This window comes from Nocardia carnea, from assembly GCF_029869215.1.
Taxonomy (GTDB): domain Bacteria; phylum Actinomycetota; class Actinomycetes; order Mycobacteriales; family Mycobacteriaceae; genus Nocardia; species Nocardia carnea_B.
The window spans coordinates 1-16,803 of sequence record NZ_JARWPM010000374.1; the positions used below are offsets into that span (position 1 = coordinate 1).

16 protein-coding genes are annotated in these 16,803 nt (G+C 67.2%); 7 read left to right on the forward strand and 9 right to left on the reverse strand.

The window, feature by feature from the left end:
* Positions 1-641 precede the first annotated feature (641 nt).
* Positions 642-1,307 (forward strand): hypothetical protein, encoded by a 666-nt coding sequence (locus QH276_RS26760; protein WP_280396667.1) that lies wholly within the window; start codon positions 642-644, stop codon positions 1,305-1,307.
* 221 nt (positions 1,308-1,528) lie between these two features.
* Positions 1,529-2,275, forward strand: a complete 747-nt coding sequence (locus QH276_RS26765; protein ID WP_280396668.1) for an esterase/lipase family protein — start codon at positions 1,529-1,531, stop codon at positions 2,273-2,275.
* A 56-nt stretch (positions 2,276-2,331) separates the two neighbouring features.
* Here the strand turns inward: QH276_RS26765 and QH276_RS26770 are convergent, their stop codons facing one another.
* Positions 2,332-3,363: an AraC family transcriptional regulator gene (locus tag QH276_RS26770; protein ID WP_280396669.1), complete on the reverse strand. Its 1,032-nt coding sequence runs from the start codon at positions 3,361-3,363 to the stop codon at positions 2,332-2,334.
* Positions 3,364-3,412: 49 nt separating this feature from the next.
* Positions 3,413-4,633 (reverse strand): cytochrome P450 family protein, encoded by a 1,221-nt coding sequence (locus tag QH276_RS26775; RefSeq protein ID WP_280396670.1) that lies wholly within the window; start codon positions 4,631-4,633, stop codon positions 3,413-3,415.
* A 278-nt stretch (positions 4,634-4,911) separates the two neighbouring features.
* On the opposite strand from QH276_RS26775, the gene QH276_RS26780 reads away from it, so the two are divergent.
* Positions 4,912-5,811, forward strand: a complete 900-nt coding sequence (locus QH276_RS26780) for an ADP-ribosylglycohydrolase family protein (protein ID WP_280396671.1) — start codon at positions 4,912-4,914, stop codon at positions 5,809-5,811.
* 13 nt (positions 5,812-5,824) lie between these two features.
* Here the strand turns inward: QH276_RS26780 and QH276_RS26785 are convergent, their stop codons facing one another.
* On the reverse strand, positions 5,825-6,250 hold the full coding sequence (locus tag QH276_RS26785) for an ATP-binding protein (RefSeq protein ID WP_280396672.1): 426 nt from the start codon (positions 6,248-6,250) through the stop codon (positions 5,825-5,827).
* Between the two features lie 317 nt (positions 6,251-6,567).
* On the opposite strand from QH276_RS26785, the gene QH276_RS26790 reads away from it, so the two are divergent.
* Positions 6,568-6,927, forward strand: a complete 360-nt coding sequence (locus QH276_RS26790) for an STAS domain-containing protein (protein WP_280396673.1) — start codon at positions 6,568-6,570, stop codon at positions 6,925-6,927.
* A gap of 12 nt (positions 6,928-6,939) precedes the next feature.
* Here the strand turns inward: QH276_RS26790 and QH276_RS26795 are convergent, their stop codons facing one another.
* The 4 genes from QH276_RS26795 to QH276_RS26810 form a co-directional block, all read right to left on the reverse strand.
* The gene (locus QH276_RS26795; protein WP_280396674.1) at positions 6,940-7,383 is read right to left on the reverse strand and encodes a response regulator; all 444 of its coding nucleotides are present in this window, start codon (positions 7,381-7,383) and stop codon (positions 6,940-6,942) included.
* Complete coding sequence (locus tag QH276_RS26800; RefSeq protein ID WP_280396693.1) at positions 7,380-8,972, reverse strand: sensor histidine kinase; 1,593 nt, start codon at positions 8,970-8,972, stop codon at positions 7,380-7,382. The genes QH276_RS26795 and QH276_RS26800 overlap by 4 nt, the downstream gene beginning before the upstream one ends.
* 68 nt (positions 8,973-9,040) lie before the next feature.
* On the reverse strand, positions 9,041-10,282 hold the full coding sequence (locus tag QH276_RS26805) for a PP2C family protein-serine/threonine phosphatase (RefSeq protein WP_432278542.1): 1,242 nt from the start codon (positions 10,280-10,282) through the stop codon (positions 9,041-9,043).
* 193 nt (positions 10,283-10,475) lie between these two features.
* Entirely contained in the window at positions 10,476-11,132 is a 657-nt protein-coding gene (locus QH276_RS26810) for a class I SAM-dependent methyltransferase (RefSeq protein ID WP_432278543.1), read from the reverse strand.
* A 138-nt stretch (positions 11,133-11,270) separates the two neighbouring features.
* Between QH276_RS26810 and QH276_RS26815 the strand changes: the two genes are divergently transcribed.
* Positions 11,271-11,480: a type II toxin-antitoxin system VapB family antitoxin gene (locus QH276_RS26815; protein WP_280396675.1), complete on the forward strand. Its 210-nt coding sequence runs from the start codon at positions 11,271-11,273 to the stop codon at positions 11,478-11,480.
* Positions 11,477-11,896, forward strand: coding sequence for a PIN domain nuclease (locus QH276_RS26820; RefSeq protein ID WP_280396676.1), 420 nt, complete (start codon positions 11,477-11,479; stop codon positions 11,894-11,896). Before QH276_RS26815 ends, QH276_RS26820 begins: the two co-directional genes overlap by 4 nt.
* A 95-nt stretch (positions 11,897-11,991) precedes the next feature.
* Here QH276_RS26820 and QH276_RS26825 read toward each other — a convergent pair whose 3' ends face one another.
* Both QH276_RS26825 and kstD read right to left on the reverse strand, forming a co-directional pair.
* A complete protein-coding gene (locus QH276_RS26825) occupies positions 11,992-12,855 on the reverse strand; it encodes a MaoC/PaaZ C-terminal domain-containing protein (RefSeq protein WP_280396677.1) in 864 nt (287 codons plus the stop codon).
* 14 nt (positions 12,856-12,869) lie between these two features.
* The gene (kstD, locus tag QH276_RS26830) at positions 12,870-14,579 is read right to left on the reverse strand and encodes a 3-oxosteroid 1-dehydrogenase (protein ID WP_280396678.1); all 1,710 of its coding nucleotides are present in this window, start codon (positions 14,577-14,579) and stop codon (positions 12,870-12,872) included.
* Positions 14,580-14,682: 103 nt separating this feature from the next.
* Between kstD and QH276_RS26835 the strand changes: the two genes are divergently transcribed.
* Entirely contained in the window at positions 14,683-16,332 is a 1,650-nt protein-coding gene (locus QH276_RS26835; protein ID WP_280396679.1) for an FAD-binding protein, read from the forward strand.
* The last annotated feature ends 471 nt before the right edge of the window (positions 16,333-16,803 follow it).

Consider the following 16,803-nt stretch of genomic DNA (forward strand, 5'->3'; position numbering starts at 1 on the left):
GGGGGGGTTTTTATGGCACCTGTTGCGACACCTGCGCTTTTGGGGCTTATTCGGGGCCTTGCCCGGGGGTCCCGCCCGCTTACGCTACCTCGGGGGGTGCGCGCGGGCCGCCCGCCGGCGGGCTCGGCTCCAGATACGTCCCCACGACCGTGGTCGGCGCATCATGGGTATCGCTGCTGGCGTAGGTGAGGCGCGTCGACCGCGCCGGCGACGTCCCGGGCAGTCCGGGAATCGGAAACACCGGTTGCGATACTTCGGTACGGAGAATCTCGCCCCCGGAACTGGACTGCGTTAGCGCCGGTTGTGTCCATGCGGCTGGTGCGACCGCCGCGGTGCCGGCGACCACGAGGGTTCCCGAAAGGGCAACGACCCATGCGAGCTTTCCGCGCTTCATAGCGATCCTCCTGCTTACGGCTCATCCCGGCAGCTATCGAACCGAAAGGCGCCGTGGACGCGAGCGCAACAACGAGGCTCCGAGCAGAAACGTGGCGCTTCGACTCAATAGATCAAGGTCGACATGCGAGTATCGCCGGTCGAGCGCGGAATCGGGCAGATATGTACGTCGTGTCGCCGAGGAATCCGAGACCGGCTACAGGCAGGTAACTATTCGGTCCCACTTGCGGAGATCTGCCGGCGGCAGGATGGACGGCCCCGTCATGGTCGCCGATGAGCTGGAACGGATATACCGCGCCGGAGACCGGGCACGCTGGGCCAACTACGACCCCAAGCTGTTGCAGCAAGACCATCGGGCGTTCGAAACATGGCTCCGGGCCGAGGGGCCACTCGCGCCGCTGAACGAGCACTACGGCCTGAATTGTTGGGAAATGGTCGGCTATGCGGCGGGCCGGGCCGGTGTGCTGGACAAGCACCAATTGCGTGAGCTGTTCGAACTGCCGCGCAATGCGGATGGCACCTGGCGTGAGGACTATCTCGACTCGTGGCTGCACCGCATGGGGGACTGGCTGATCCCCGAGGGCCGTCGCGTGTACACCGGCGAACCGGGCGGTCCGCGCCCGCAGCGGGGCGACATCGTGATGTGGAACGATAACGCCGAGCACGTCACCATGGCGTCCGGACGCACCGGTGCGGACGGGTCCCCCGAAGTGTATTCCTTCTGGTACGCCCCGAAATATCCGTTGACGTGGGACGAAACGACCGAGTCGTACTCGATCGTGACGGATGCGGTGCAGGTGACAACCGTGAACGAGCTGTCAGAGGCGATGTACGGTCTCCGTACACCGGCGGGTGAGCCGTACTATCCGCGATCGAACCCTTTCCAGATCAGCTTCGGCCGGGGCCCGTGGTGAACGCAGCATATTCGCTGGACTCGCGGACGTAGCCACCGCAAGCCCACGGCGCGTGCGACGATGCGCCTGGAGTCGGTTCGCAAACCGGATATCGATGGCGCGCATCGTACGATCGCCGCGCCTCCCACGACTTCTTCGGCGACGCATTAGCATTCACCGTCGTTGGCTTCGTAGTCTCGGTTTCTGCAGATCGTCGGCGCACAGCTCAAGAAAGCAGGTCGATGAAAACCATTCTCGCGCTGCTCGTTCGAATCGGCCTGTTGATCGTCTGCCTGGGCCTCGGTTCCGCGGCCGCTCCGGCCGCGTTCGCCCAACCACGCCCCGCGGCACCGAATCCCGTACTGGTCATCGGCGGATTCGACGCCGACCAGGGAATCTTGGAGGAACTGCGCGAAGCACTGGACGAATGGGGCTATCCCGCCTATTCGATGGTTCTTCCGGCCGTGCCGTCTCTCTCGGGGGCGCCGACGGGTTCGGCGCCCATCGCCGAATCGGCGGCAGCGGTCGGGCAGGCGGTGGAAGAGATCCGGCGGGAGACCGGTGCGGCACGGGTCGACCTGGCCGGGCATTCGATGGGCGGGCTCGCCGCCCGGCACTACGTCAAGTTCTTGCGCGGCGGCGAATCGGTGGGCACCTATGTCGATTTCGGCACTCCGAATTCGGGTCAGTCGCTAGGTTTTCTCTGCTCCTTGTTCTGGCCCGGATGCCGGGATATCGCGCCGGGATCCCCGTTCCTGCGCGCGCTCAACGAGCCACCCGCGGTCCCGCCGGGCCTGGTTGCCTACCACCTGTTCTCCGAGAACGAAGGCCCGGAGCGTGAGCCGCTGCCGGGCGCCGTCAACGCGAGTGTCCAGGACTTCTGCCCGGGCCGGCACGTGATTCACCGTAACGAACCACGCGACGGTGCCTTCCAGGAGTTGATCGCTTCCGCCCTGCGTGGTGGGCCGCTCGCCACCACCTGCCCGTAGTAGACACCGATCGGCCGAGCAGCGAGCCTGAGTGCGGCAGTGAACGCCTGCCCGGGCTACGAGCCGTTCGACGAGGTGGCGGCCCGGCCCGTGACCGAACTCGGTGATTCGGAGCTCCACGACCCACCGCGCTCGCCCCTCTCGTCGGCTGCTGCCGTGGCGAGCTCCCTGCGTCTGCGCTGCCGGAACTCCCGCGGGGTCTCGCCCATGGCTTCCCTGAATGCGGTGGAGAACCACGAGGGGTTGAACCCACATCGAGCGGCCAGTTCGCCGATCGGTACAGCCGAGTAGGCGGGATTCTCGAGGAAGGCACATGCGGCGCGCATTGCCTCGGCCTGCCGCAGATCCCGGAAGCTGATTCCACTGCGGTACAGAATGGTACGCACCTGCCGGGGCGACCAGCCCAGTGCAGCGGCGACCGCGGGCAATCGGACGTCCCGGTGGCCGATATGGGTACGAATGTATCGGCGGACCTGCTCGGTGACCTCGATGTACTGGCTCTGTTGCGGGCTCACCTCACCGATCGCGAGCATGCACAACAGTTCCCCGATGCGCCGGCACACCGCGTCGAACTCACGCTCTGTCAGCGCCCCCTGCTCGGCGTGCGTGCTACGGATGAGTGTCCGGGTGATCCGGCCCAGTCCGGACGACATATCCAGCTCCGCTGTGCGCGTTCCGGAAAGACCGGCGAAGCCGTCTATTTCCGCGCGCGGCACCTGGAACGCGTAGGCACATGAACGCGGAATCTGAAGATGGCACACCGTATCGAGCACAGTGACAGCACCCCGGCCGGGTCCGGCGTTGGTGACAGCGCCGCTCTGGTATCGGACGGTATAGGTCCCACTTTCCGGGACCACGATCCAGTAGAAATCATCGCCCGCGATCCGGCGGATATGTTTCCGTGTCCGGCTCGACGTCCGCGCTCCCTGCTGATCCCAGAGCAGCAAGCGGTAACCGGCGCTCTCCTGCACCGACATGGTCGCGCTCCACCGGCTTGGCCCATGGTAGTCGTGATCCATCGGCATCAGACTGTCGGCGATCGTGGTCCACGAAGCCGAACTACGCGCGGTGACGCTATAGAACTGCACAGTGTCCGTCCTACCGGATGACATCGGCGGTAGCGACCGATGACGGCTGTTATCGGGCCCCGCCGAGCGAGATCGGAATGGACAGCGGCCCGATAGTGAAAAACGAGGGAGTGTAGGGAATCTGCTCCGGGTCGATGGCGAGCTGCAGATCCGGCAGCCGCCGATACAGCGATGCCAGCGCCAGCCGGCCTTCGAGCCGAGCGAGTCCGGCACCGATACAGTAGCGAGGTCCGTGCCCGAAGCCGAGATGCCCGGACCGTTGTTCGCGGGTGATATCGAACTGATCGGCTGTTTCACCGTATTCGGCCGGGTCTACACCGCACGCCTGGTAGACCACCCCGACCGCGTTTCCTTTCGGAATGGCCACACCCGCGATGTCGACGTCTGCGAGGGTGAACCTCCAGCTGGTCATCATCACCGAATGGCGATAGCGCACGGTCTCTTCGACGACATCGGCCCACAGGCCGTCCGCCTTTGCCGCCCGGAGTTGATCGGGATGTTGTGACAGCGCGATTATCGCGTTTCCCAGCATGTGCACGGTGGTTTCGTGACCGGCGACGAGCATGATCCACAGGACTGCCACCAGTTCCTCGTCGGTGAGTTTGTCGTTGTGTTCCCGCGCCCGCACGAGGCCCGTGGTGAGATCATCCCCCGGCTCGGCCGCCTTCCGGCCCACCAGTTCGTACAGATATTTCTGCAGACCTTCCTGCGCCGCGAAAGCCTGCTCCGGAGAACTGTTCTGCGCCAGCAAGGTCGCGGTCCAATCGCGCAATCGGCTCCGGTCTTGTTCCGGCACCCCGAACAGCTCGCAGATCACCGCCATCGGCACGGCTTCGGTGAACGTGGGCACCAGGTCCACCCCGTCGCCGGCAGCCACCACTTCGTCGAGTAGTCCGTCGATGATTTCCTGGATACGCGGTTCGAGCATCGCCACCCGGCCCGGTGTGAACGCCTTGCTGATCAAGCCACGAAGGCGCCGGTGGTCGCTACCGTCCTTGGTCGACAGGTGTTCGCCCTGCACCACCGCGCGTAACGGCCAGTCCTGCGGAATGACGCCGTTGTGCAGGTCGGGCCAATGCCGGGGGTCGCGGGCGAAGGTGCTGTTGTCGCCGGCGAGGATCTCGCGAACGGCCTGGTGGGTCAGCGCGAGATAACCGGGGACGCCGCCGGGAAATTCCACCTGGACGACGGGTGCGATCTCTCGCAGCCGGATGCAGGTGTCGAGTGGTTTCTCGTTCACGGCTGGGAAGGCGGGCAGTGCGGTCGACACGAACATTCCTTTCGACTGGTCCGGCAGCCACCGGAGGTTCGCCCATGAGATCACTCCGCGGCGTTTGCTCCGGCCTCTGCGCTCCGACCGTGCCCCGAACCCGAAGAAAGTGGGCGCAAACCCGAATTCTGCGGGCGCAGAGCCGAAGTCGTCTCATAGTTCGCCGCCGTCTAACGGCTGTGCGCGGTGGGCGGGGACCCGTGCGATTGTGGCGAGCCGGCCCGCCGATATCCCGGCCTGTTGCGGGGGCGGATGCCGGTTGGCAGTATTGCGCCGGTATGCGACAGCTTTCCGATCCAGTACGGGACAGCCTCGACGGTCTGTCCGTCGGCGATGCGCTCGGGGCGCAATTCTTCGTACCCGGCATCTCGGTAGCGGATCTGCGGGCCGGACGGTTCCCCGCGAGCCCATGGCCGTGGACCGATGACACCGAGATGGCGTGCTCGGTGTATTCCGAGCTACGTGACCACGGAACCATCGACCGGGACAGGCTCGCGGCCGCCTTCGCGCAACGCTGCGAGCCGTACCGCGGCTATGGTGGCGGCACCGTCGTTGTGCTGCACGAGATCCGCGACGGCCGGCCGTGGGCCGAGGCGGCGGGTGCGGCCTTCGGCGGGCGCGGGTCGTGGGGGAACGGCGCGGCGATGCGAGTGGCTCCGCTCGGTGCGTACTTCGCCGGTGACCCCGACCGCGCGGCGGCTCAGGCGGCGCTGTCCGCGGAGGTCACCCACCGGCATCCGGAAGCGATCGTGGGCGCGATGGCCGTGGCAGTCGCGGCGAGTCACTGTGCCGGGACTCGGGGGAAGCATTGCGGGCCGGATGAACTGCTGAGTGCCGTCGAGCCGTATCTGATCGCGGGGCGGACCGGTGACGGTATCCGCAGGGCACGGAAATTGCTCGGCCGGTCCGCCGCCGAAGCGGCGTATGAGCTCGGTAACGGGGCGCAGGTCAGTGCGCCGGATACGGTTCCGTTCACGCTGTGGGCGGCGGCCACTTTCCTCGACGACTACCCCGCCGCGGTCACCGCGTGTATCGAGGCGGGCGGAGATGTGGACACCACCGCGGCGATCGTCGGCGGCATGGTGGCCGCGCATACCGGTGTCGGCGGGACGTGCGGTGTCCCCGAGCGGTGGCTGTCGGCGCGCGAACCGCTGCCGGACTGGGCGACGGCGACGTGACCCGCGGCCGCCGTCACGGGGGGATCGGGGTCCACATCTCGACGGTCGTGCCGTGCTCGGAGGTGGTGATCTTCACCTCGCTGAGCAATGTCCGGATCATGGCGAGACCGCGGCCGCGGATCGGGTCGGGGCCGGGTGCCGGAGGCCTCCAGCGACCCCGGTCGCGGACGGTGATCCGCAGTCCCGCCGAATCGAGGGCGGCTCGTAGCCGGACCGTCCCGCCGTCGCCGCGATGGCCGTGTTCGATCGCGTTGGCACACGCCTCACCGGTGGCGAGGAGCACATCGTAGGCCGTGCGCTCGTCGAGCGGGGAGTCGCGTAACCAGTCCTGCATCGCGTGCCTGACCTCGGCCAGCGCGGCGGGTTTCGCCGGGAAGTCCAGCTGGAACCGGCTCGGCGGACTGGGCAGCCCGGTGGGGCGGGCCATCGTCAACGTCATCGCCTCCTGTAGCTCTCGCCGGCGGACGGCGCAGGCGCGGCTGCGCCCGGCGTTCGACCGGTGGCGCAGTCGGACTGTGCTTGCGGATAGCCATACCCATTCACTCACCCGGCATGCGGCTCAGCGTCGGTGATCATGCGGACACCGCGCGCGCAGCCGTATGAATCGCAGATCAGGCGCGATAACGCGCTGATTGCGATGCGGGAAATCGGGTAGATTGATCGCGAAGATCACTTATCGCCCCGGTCGCGTTCCGGATCGGGGCCTCGAGGTAATAGAGGTGGAGAAGTGGCGAATCGCGAACCGGGAGGTGCACGGTGAGCAGCGAAGGCGCGTCCCGCATGCTCGACGTCCAGGTGCGCGAGGCGGACGAAACCACCATCGTCACCGTGCACGGCGAGGTCGATATGGCTTCGGCACCGCAGTTGCAGACCGCCCTCGAAGGGGCGCAGCGCGGCGGAACACCGTTGGTGGTGGATATGTCCGAGGTCGGTTTCCTCGGTTCCGCCGGGTTGAGCGTACTGCTGGTGATCACCGAGGCGGCGGGCGCGGAGGGCGTGCGTGTGGTGGCCTCCGAGGCCGTCCGCCGGCCCATCGAACTCACCGGTCTCGACAAGATGCTGGCGGTGTACGACTCGCTGGACGCCGCCCTCGCCGTCGGTACCTCGGCGTCGTAACCCGCCCCCGGCCTACCGGGTGCGCGGCAGGCGGACGACCTGAACGAAGAAATCGTCGATCTGCTTGATCGCGGCGACGAACTGGTCCAGATCCACCGGCTTGGTGACGTAGGCGTTGGCGTGCAGTTTGTAACTGCGCAGGATGTCTTCCTCGGCCGCGGAAGTGGTGAGCACCACCACCGGGATATGGGAGAGATCCGGATCGGCTTTGATCTTCTCCAGGACCTGCCTGCCGTCGTACTTCGGCAGGTTCAGGTCGAGCAGGATGAGGTCGGGGCGTGGCGCGTCGGTGTACTCCCCGTTGCGGTAGAGGAAATCGAGCGCCTCCTCACCGTCGTGGGCGACATGTAGCGTGTTGCCGATTTTGTTGTCCTCGAACGCTTCCCGGGTCATCAGCTCGTCGCCGGGATCGTCCTCGACGAGCAGGATATCGATCGGTCGTCCCGGCACGGTCATGCGTTGATTCCTTCGGTCGTTTCGGTCGGGATATTTGGTGACTGCGCTGCGCCGGCTTCTTCGCCCGGCAGCGCCGCAGGAGCGGCCGCAGCCACCGGCTCGGCACGCAGAGTGAAGCAGATACGGGTCCCTTCGGTGTATCCGGTATCGACCCAGATCCGGCCGCCATGGTATTCGACGATCTTCTTGCAGACGGCCAGACCGATTCCGGTACCGCTGTATTCGTCGCGGGCGTGCAGCCGCTGGAAGATCACGAATACTTTCTCCGCGAATTCCGGGGCGATCCCGATACCGTTGTCGCTCACGGTGCACAGCAGGGTGTCGGCCTCCTCGCCGGAGGGGGATACCTCGATCCGGACGACCGGAACCAGTTCGGGCCGGTGGAATTTGATCGCATTGCTGAGCAGGTTCTGCCACAGCATCGTCAGCAGGGTGGGTTCGCCCAGGATCTCCGGGAGATCGTCGGGGCGCTCGACCACGGCCTCGGTCTCCTCGATGACGGCCGACAGGTTGGTCAGCGCCTTGTCCAGCACCCGGCCGAGGAACACCGGTTCGGTGCTGTCGCCCACCCGGCCGACGCGGGAGAAGGTCAGCAGATCGTTGATGAGCACCTGCATGCGCTTGGCGCCGTCGACGGCGAAATCGATGTACTGCCTACCCCGCTCGTCGAGCTGGGCGCCGTAGCGCTTCTCCAGCAGCTGGCAGAACGATGCCACCTTGCGTAGCGGTTCCTGCAGATCGTGCGAGGCGACATAGGCGAACTGTTCCAGCTCCGCGTTGGAGCGGCGCAATTCGTCGGCCTGCAGATCCAGTTCGGCTTTCTGCTCCCGCAACTGCGCGCCCTGTGACCGCGACGACCCGAGTTCCTCGACCACCCGCCGGCGCATCTGCTCGACTGCCGCGGCCACCTGCCGCAGATCCGCGGGACCGCGGCTTTCGATGTGATGGTCGAACTCGCCCTCGGCCACCCGCAGCGACGAATCGGTGAGGTCGGCCAGGGGGCGCACCACCAGCCGGCGCAGCAGGATGGTCAAGACCGCGCCGGTCAGCAGGAAGGTGATCACCAGGCCGGACAGGACGATGTCGCGGACGGTGCGCGCATGCGATATCGCCTGCTCGTCCGCCGCGACCGCGGCGGCCAGGTGGTCGTTCTGGACGGTGAACGAGGTGCGCAGTTCGTCGAATACGGTTTTCGCCCGCACCGCCGTGGTGGCGGCCAGCTCGGCAGCCGCATCCGCATCGGCGGCCGCGGCCAAGGGGTCGGCGTAATCCGTGCGCCACTGCCGCGCCCAGCGTTCGACGGTATCGAGGTCGGCGGTCAGCTCCGGGCGGTCCGCCAGCAGCGCCCGCAGCTGCCCGGTCGCACGCTCCTGCTCCCGCCTTCCCTCCGCATAGGGTTCGAGGAACCGGGGGTCGGCGGTGAGGGCGTAGCCGCGCAGGCCGGTCTCCTGGTTGACCAGCGCGCTCTGCAAGCGGTAAGCCTCCGCGGCAGCGGGCAGTGTCTGCCGGACCAGCCGGTCGGTCGCCTCGCTGGTCTCGCCGATCACCTGTGCACCCGCCACGGCACCGAGCAGCACCACCAGGATCATCAGTCCGAAAACCAGTTGGAACCACGCCTGCGCGGTGAACCTCCCGGCCGCCCGGAAACCGGATTTACTCAGCACATCTCACCCCCGGGTGGGTCGTTCCAGCGCACATAGATGATGGCCACATCGTCGTCCAGACCGCCCGTCTCGACGGCCAGGCCCTCGACACGGGCGATCAATTCGTCGACGAATGCGGCGGGCCGTTCCGCGAATACCGCCCGTGCGACCTCCAGCAGTCCGGCCTCGCCCAGCCGCGCCCCGGCCCGGCCCACGCGACCCTCGAACAGTCCGTCGGTGAACAGCATCAAACCCGCGTCGTCCGGTAGGCCGAGTTCCACGGCCGGCCAATTCGCGCGACCGGGCATGAATCCGAGCGCCGGCCCGCCGTCTACCTCCACCCAGCTCAGTTCGCCGCGTCGGTGCCGCAACATACCCGGATGTCCGGCGCGGCGCACCACAACCTGTCCCGACCGCCGGTCCAGCATGAGGCTCGTGGCGGTGGCGAAGGTCTGCCGATCGGCGCGTTCGGCCACCAGCACCTGCTCGAGCAGGCGTAGCTGCCGCTCGCCCGTCACCCCACTGAGAACCAATGTGCGCCAGGCCAGCCGAAGTGCCACGCCGGTGGCGGCAGCGTCCGGGCCGTGGCCGGAGACGTCCCCGACGATGACGTGCACCACCCCGGCGGAGTCCTGTACGACATCGTAGAAATCGCCGCCGAGCAGCGCGTGCGCCCGCCCCGGCCGGTATCGGGCCACGACCTCCACCACGCGGTCGGCGCCGAGCAGCGGGGTCGGGAGCAATCCGCGTTCGAGCCGGGCGTTCTCCTGCGCCCGCATCTGACTCGCCTGCAGCGCCGCACTGGTGCGCTCGGCTTGTTTGCGCTGGATGGCGTAGCGGACGGCGCGAGCGAACAGCTCCGGTTCCACCCGGCCCTTGACCAGGTAGTCCTGCGCACCCGAGGCGAGGGCGGACAGGCCGGTGTGTTCCTCGTCGAGCCCGGTCATCACCACCACCGCGACCTGATCGTTGTGCGCGCGGATCGCGGCGAGCGCCTCCAGGCCTTGTGCGTCGGGCAAGTTCAGGTCGAGCAGCACACAGTCCGGGGCTTCCACCCGCAGCCGATCACCTGCCTCGGCGAGGGTGCGCACCCAGCCGAGGCGCATACCCATTTCGGCATCGGCGACCAGTTCCTCGACCAGGAGCGCGTCGCCGGGGTCGTCCTCCACCAGCAGAACGAAGGGTTCCCGCCCGAACCGGCCCGCGCCGGCCGCCCAGTCTGTCTCCGCGCCCCGCGGATCAGCGAGCACGTTCACCGCCGACGCATCGGTGCGTCACCGGAACGACTGCCACGCGAAACCATCGAGCGGCGGGAAGGGGAACGAAATCGAATATGCCAGGGGGCACCGGCACGCGGCCTCCGATCACACACGACAACGACGGCACCGAGGCGCACGTCTCACTCAGCGGCCGGTTTCTGGACCGAGAGGCAGCAGTGATCTTAACGGATCAATTCCGGACCCGTGTCATCGTGGCGAGCCAACCGGGCGCACCGTTCTCGTGGAACCGCGTCCCGACCCGCTCGGTGTCGATCGACCCGATCCGCCAACCGGCCGTGGGCGTGAACGCGGCCGCCAGTTCGTCGCGGCGGACCGGATGGGGGCCGGGATCGGGCCCGGTATCGCTGAAACACAGCACATACAGTGTTGCGCCGGGTCCGGTCACGGCCGCCAGGCTCCGGGCGTACTCGGCTCGCTCGGCGGTATCGAAGGTATGGAACAGACCACTGTCGAGCACCGTATCGAACCGGCGTCCCAGGCGCTCCAGGTGCAGGGCATCGGCGGCGGCGAACTCGGCGTCGATGCCGCGCTCGGCGGCCAGCTCACGCGCGATCGCCAGGGCAGTCCCGGCAACGTCGACTCCGAGCACCGGCAGGCCGAGCGAGGCGATCAACAGCGTGTTCTCCCCGGTCCCGCAGCCCGCGTCCAAGACCGACCCGGTGAATCCACCGGCCGCGGCGAGCCGCCGCACAGCGGGTTGCGGCCCGCCCAGATCCCAGGGCGCGGGGCCGTCCCGATACGACGCATCCCACGGCTGTCCCGCCATCCGTTCGTGGCTGGTCGGCGTCCGGCCGCCGAACGGGACGTCAGCTGGTTCCGATGGCATCTACTCACCTCCTCCCGCAGCTCCGCTACCGCGCGTCCAGTAGATCGGGTGACGCGATAGCAGCCGTGAATACGCGACCGCTCGTGCGTATATATACGGTATATTAAAACTGTATATTTCCAATATGAAGGGGTTCGGATGTCCAAACTGCTGATCGAAGTCGATGACGAGGCGCTTGCCGAAGCTCAGCGCTTGCTGGGTACCGGTACCAAGAAGGATACGGTCAACGCCGCCCTGATCGAGGTCGCGAAGCGGCTCAAGCGGGTGAATGCGCTGAACGAACTCGGTGAGATGGCCGAGCGGGGTGACTTCGATATCTTGCTGGACAAGTCCGAGTATCGCCGGTGATCAGCTACCTCATCGATACCTCTGCTGCGATCAGGGTCCTCCGCGATCCAGCCCTCCGCAAGACCTGGCACGAGTCGTTGACTGCGGGAGTGGTCGCGCTCTGCGACGTGGTGGAGCTGGAACTGCTGTTCGGTGCGCAATCGCTGGCAGATCGGTTACGAAAAAAGGAACTCATCGGCGAGTTGTTCGGCCGGGCGACCACCCCGGACCGTCTCTGGGTGCGCACGCATCAGATTCAGCAACTGTTGACCGAGCGCGGTCGGCACCGCTGCGCGGGAGTCGCGGATTTGGCAATCGCCGCAACAGCAGAAGCGAACCGCCTGGTGGTTCTGCATTACGACCACGATTTCGAAGCAGTGTCCGAGGTGACCGGCCAGCCGACGCAGTGGATTGCGCCTCCCGGAACGATCAGTTGATACCCCGCCTGTTCACCTGAGCGAGAAGCCGGCCGAACAGCGAAAAGCAGTGTGCCGACGGCCCTCGGGGTCGTCGGCACACTGCGAGCGGGTGACTACACGGTGTAAGTCAGGACTACGTCGCCCAGAACGGGGGCGTTGTCGCGGTCGGCGGCCGTGGCGCTGATGACCAGCCGGCCGGGTTCCTGCCAGATACGTGACCGCAGGGTCTCGCCGGGGAACAGCACTCCGGCGAACCGTGCCTTGAACCCGGTGACGCGGGTCGCCACGGACTCCAGCACCGTGTCCGTGGCGGTTTTGCAGATGATCCCGTACGTGCACAGCCCGTGCAGGATCGGCGCCGGGAAGCCGGCGCCTTTCGCGAATTCGGGATCGGAGTGCAGCGGGTTGCGGTCGCCGCAGAGGCGGTAGAGCAGGGCCTGCTGCGGGAGGGTCGCGGTGGTGACGTCGAAATCCGGGTCCCGAGCGGGGAGTTCGGCTTTGCTGCTGGGGCCGCGGTCGCCGCCGAAGCCGCCTTCGCCGCGCGCGAAGATGGACGACCGCTCGGTCCAGAGGGCTTCGCCGTCGGAGCCGGTGACGGTGAATTCCTGCACGATCACCGCGTTCGAGCCCTTGTCCCAGACTTCGCTGATCCGGCCGGTGCGGGTCGCTTTCCCCGCGGCCGGCAACGGCCGGTGCACCTGGATCTCCTGCGATCCGTGCACCACTTTGGCCAGGTCGATATCGACGCCGGGGAATTTCACCTTCGGCGGATCGGTATCGCGCAGGGTGTGCGCGACGGTGGCGAAGGTCGGCAGGACCTGCGGGTCCCGGTCGTCGAGGTAGCGCAATTCGGCGGGATCGGTCCAGCGGTGGCCGGCGCCGATGCCGAGGTGGTAGAGCGCGACGTCGGAGGCGGTCCAGGAGAATTCCTTGCTCGGCAGTTCGGCGCCGAGTGCGACCTGTGGATCAATGGGCATAACTTCTCCTCGGCTCAGGCCTCGGCCGGCGACGCGGCGGACCCGGCCTTCTTGCGGTCGATGATGTCGTGGACGGCGAGATAGCCGAAGGCGATGGCCGGACCGATGGTGGCGCCGGGGCCGGCGTAGGTATGACCCATCACCGGTGTGGACACATTGCCGGAGGCGTAGAGGCCCTCGATCGGGGTGCCGTCCTCGCGGAGCACGCGCGCGGCGGTATCGGCGACCAGGCCGCCCTTGGTGCCGAGATCGCCGGGCACCATCTTGGCCGCGTAGTACGGGCCTTGGACCAGCGCGGCGAGGCACGGGTTGGGTTTGACGGTCGGGTCGCCGTAGTAGCGGTCGTACTGGCTGTCGCCGCGGCCGTAGTCCTCGTCCTTACCGGTCTCGGCGAACGTGTTGAACCGTTCGACGGTGGCGGCGAGGTTGTCGGCCGGGACCCCGATCTTCTCGGCCAGCTCCTGCAGGGTGTCGGCCTTGACGATCAGATCGTTCTCCATCCAGCGCGACGGGAACTTCAGCCCCGGCTGCAGGCTGGCGAACATGTACCGGTTCCGGTAGCGCTGATCGAATACCAGCCAGGTGGGGATGTTCTCGCCCGGACCCTCACCCTGCCCGTATTCGCCGCCGTACATGGTGTGCACGGCTTCCACGTAGGGCGCCGATTCGTTGCCGAACCGCTCGCCCTTCGGGTTGATCATGATCGACCCCGGCAGGTTGCGCTCGGACAGCGCGAACCAGGGCTTGCCGCCCTTGAAAATGGTCGGACCCCACCAGGCGTCCTCCATGAAGCCGATGGCGGCACCCGCGTCCATACCGGCGAGGATGCCATCGCCGGTGTTGGTGGCGGCGCCGGTGGTCCACTCAGTGGTAATCGGCTGACGCTGGTATTTGGTCCGCATTTCGGCGTTGTGCTCGAACCCGCCGCTGCCGAGCACCACACCGTGGCGGGCGGTGAAGGTGACCGTCTCACCCTTGTGGGTCGCTTCGACGCCGGTGACCTTGCCGTTCTCGACGACGAGCTTGGTCATCGGGGTATCGAGCAGCAGGGGCACGTTCGCATCCATCAGGCCTTTGCGCATCCCGGCGATCACGGCCTGACCCATCACCATCAGATGCTTGTTGGTGAACTTGGCCCAGTAGGTACGCGCACCGACCCGCAGCGCCCGCAGCATGCCCTTCGGGTGGCGGCGGATCAGATTCAACCGGACGAAATCGGCCTGCGTGACGGCCACGTTCAGGGGCGCCTTGGAATAGGGCGGGTGGATATTGAACCGCTCCTCGCCGAGGACCTTGGCGTTGAACGGCTTCGGTTCACACGACCGTCCACCGGCCCGGCCGCCGGGGGCTTCGGGGTAGTAGTCGGAGTAGCCCTTGACCCAGGTCATCTTCAGCGGTGAATGCGCGAGAACGAAATCCATGGCTTCCGCGCCCCGGTCGATGTAGGTATCGATCCGTTCCGCGGGCACCACGTCACCGATGATGCTGTGCAGGTAGCGGCGCGCTTCCTCGCGGTCGTCGGGACCGCCGGATTCGCGCAGTGCTTTGTTACCGGGGATCCACACCCCGCCGCCCGAGCGCGCGGTGGACCCACCGTAGTACGGCGCCTTCTCCAGGATCACCACACTCAGCCCGTTGTGCGCGGCGGTGAGGGCGGCGGTCATCCCGGCGGCGCCGCTGCCGACCACCACCACATCGTATTCCCGATCGTTCATGTAGAACACGTTATAGAATGATGGCGCTGTTGGTCTATGTTGTGTGGCAGAAGACTTGATTTGTCGAGTTAACAGTAGAGAAACTCGTTTCAATTTCGGTGGAGTGGGCTGGATGGCGCAGGTATGGGATCTGACCGCGGATGTCGTGGTCGTCGGGTACGGGGCGGCGGGCGCGGCGACGGCGCTACAGGCCACCGAGGACGGCGCCCAGGTTCTCGTAATGGACCGATTCACCGGCGGCGGAGCGACCGCCCTCTCCGGTGGCATCATCTACGCCGGTGGCGGTACCTGGGTGCAGCGCGCGGCCGGGGTCGAGGACACGCCGGAGCTGATGCACGCCTATCTGGAACGTGAGGTCGGCGATGCGGTCCGCCCCGCCACCCTGCGCCGTTTCGTTGCGGACAGTCCCGCGATGATCGACTGGCTGACCGGGCACGGGGTGCCGTTCGAGGCCTCGCTGTGCCCGTACAAGACCTCGTACCCGAACAACGACTACTACCTCTACTACTCCGGTAGCGAGATCTCCGGGGCGTTCCACGACATCACCCCGGCGCAGCGCGGTCATCGGGTCAAGGGCTGGGGTACCTCTGGGAAGAAGCTTTTCGCCCCGCTCGCGCGGTCCGCCGAGCGTATGGGGGTGCGCGTCGAAACCCTCACCACGGCCACCGCGCTGCTCACCGACGACACCGGCGCCGTGGTCGGGGTGCAGTGCCGCACCCTGCGCGAGGCGCCCGCCCGGGTTCGTGCCCGCTACATCCGGCTGGCCGCGGCCGCCGCCAAACCCGGTATCTATTATCCGCCGCTGCGCCGTGCGCTGGAAAAACAGCTCGCCCGCCTGGACCGCCGCTACGGCACCACCCTCCGGGTCCTGGCCCGGCGCGGTGTGGTTCTCACCGCGGGCGGTTTCATCGCCAACCGGGAGATGCTGCATGCCTACGCCCCCGCCTACAAGAACGGGCTCGCGCTGGGCAGTTCCGGTGACGACGGCAGCGGTATCGAACTGGGCCGTAGTGCCGGCGCCGCCACCGACCGGATGGGCAACGTCTCGGCCTGGCGATTCCTGCTGCCGCCGAGTTCGTTCGCCGGCGCGCTTCTGGTCGACGGGAAAGGGCAGCGGGTGATCGACGAAACCCGCTACGGTGCCGCGGTCGGCGACGCCCTCATCAACCGGCACGATGGAATCGGCTTCCTGCTCGCCGACGAAGAACTCATGCGGAAGGCGATCTCGCAGATCGGGCCGCAGGCCGCGTGGTTCCAGCGGATGCAGTTCGAGGTGATGCGCCGCAAGGCCGAACGCGGCAAGACTCTCGACGCGGTGGCCGCCGCCGCCGGTATCGATGCCATGGGCCTGCGGGAAACCGTCGCCGCACACAACACTGCCTACGCCACCGGCGCGCCGGATCCGGTGGGTAAACCCGCCGAATACGTCCGCCCGGTCGGTGCCGGCCCGTATTGGCTACTGGACGTCTCGATCAAACCCAGCCTGACCAACCCCTGCCCGATGTTCACTGTCGGCGGTTTACTGGTCGACGAGGATACGGGCGCGGTCAAAGGTGCCGACGGCGCCGATATCCCGGGCCTGTACGCGGCCGGCCGGACAGCGGCCGGAATATGTGTGAACTCCTATGTCAGCGGTCTCTCGCTGGCGGACTGCATATTCTCCGGCCGGCGCGCGGGCCGGAGCGCGGCCGGTGAGCAGCTGAGCGCGGGCGGCGCGACGGGAAGCCGGGCGAACGAGGCCGAGTTCATAAGGGGAATCTGATCCGCCACCGAGTAGTGGGCCGGCGGTGCCGGTGTGCCCGGAAAATCGCACGGTCTCCCGATCCCGGTGGGTGCCAGCGCTCCGGCCATCGCGAGTTGACGGGTGGCGGCGGCGATATCGAACCGCTCGTGATCGCCGAAGGTCTCGGCGATCAGTGACCGTGTGACGGTGCCGAGTTCGGTAGCGCACACGATCTCGACCGCCGCTGCGCGTCGTTGCTCGTCGTCGACGAGGGCGACGACGAGGTCGGCGGTTTCGTCGGTGCTCCAGATACCGGGAAGCGCCGGCCGGTACTCGGCGAACGGCAGGGGCGGTTCGGCCACATACCAATGACCGGCCTCCCACCGGTAGCCGAACGTCCGCACCGTGCCGTGCGCCGGTGAACCGATCGGCACCTCGCCCCACAGCGCTGCCCGACCTCCCGGCAGCGCATGCAGCACCGACCCGCTGCGCGGGCCGTTCCGGAACCAG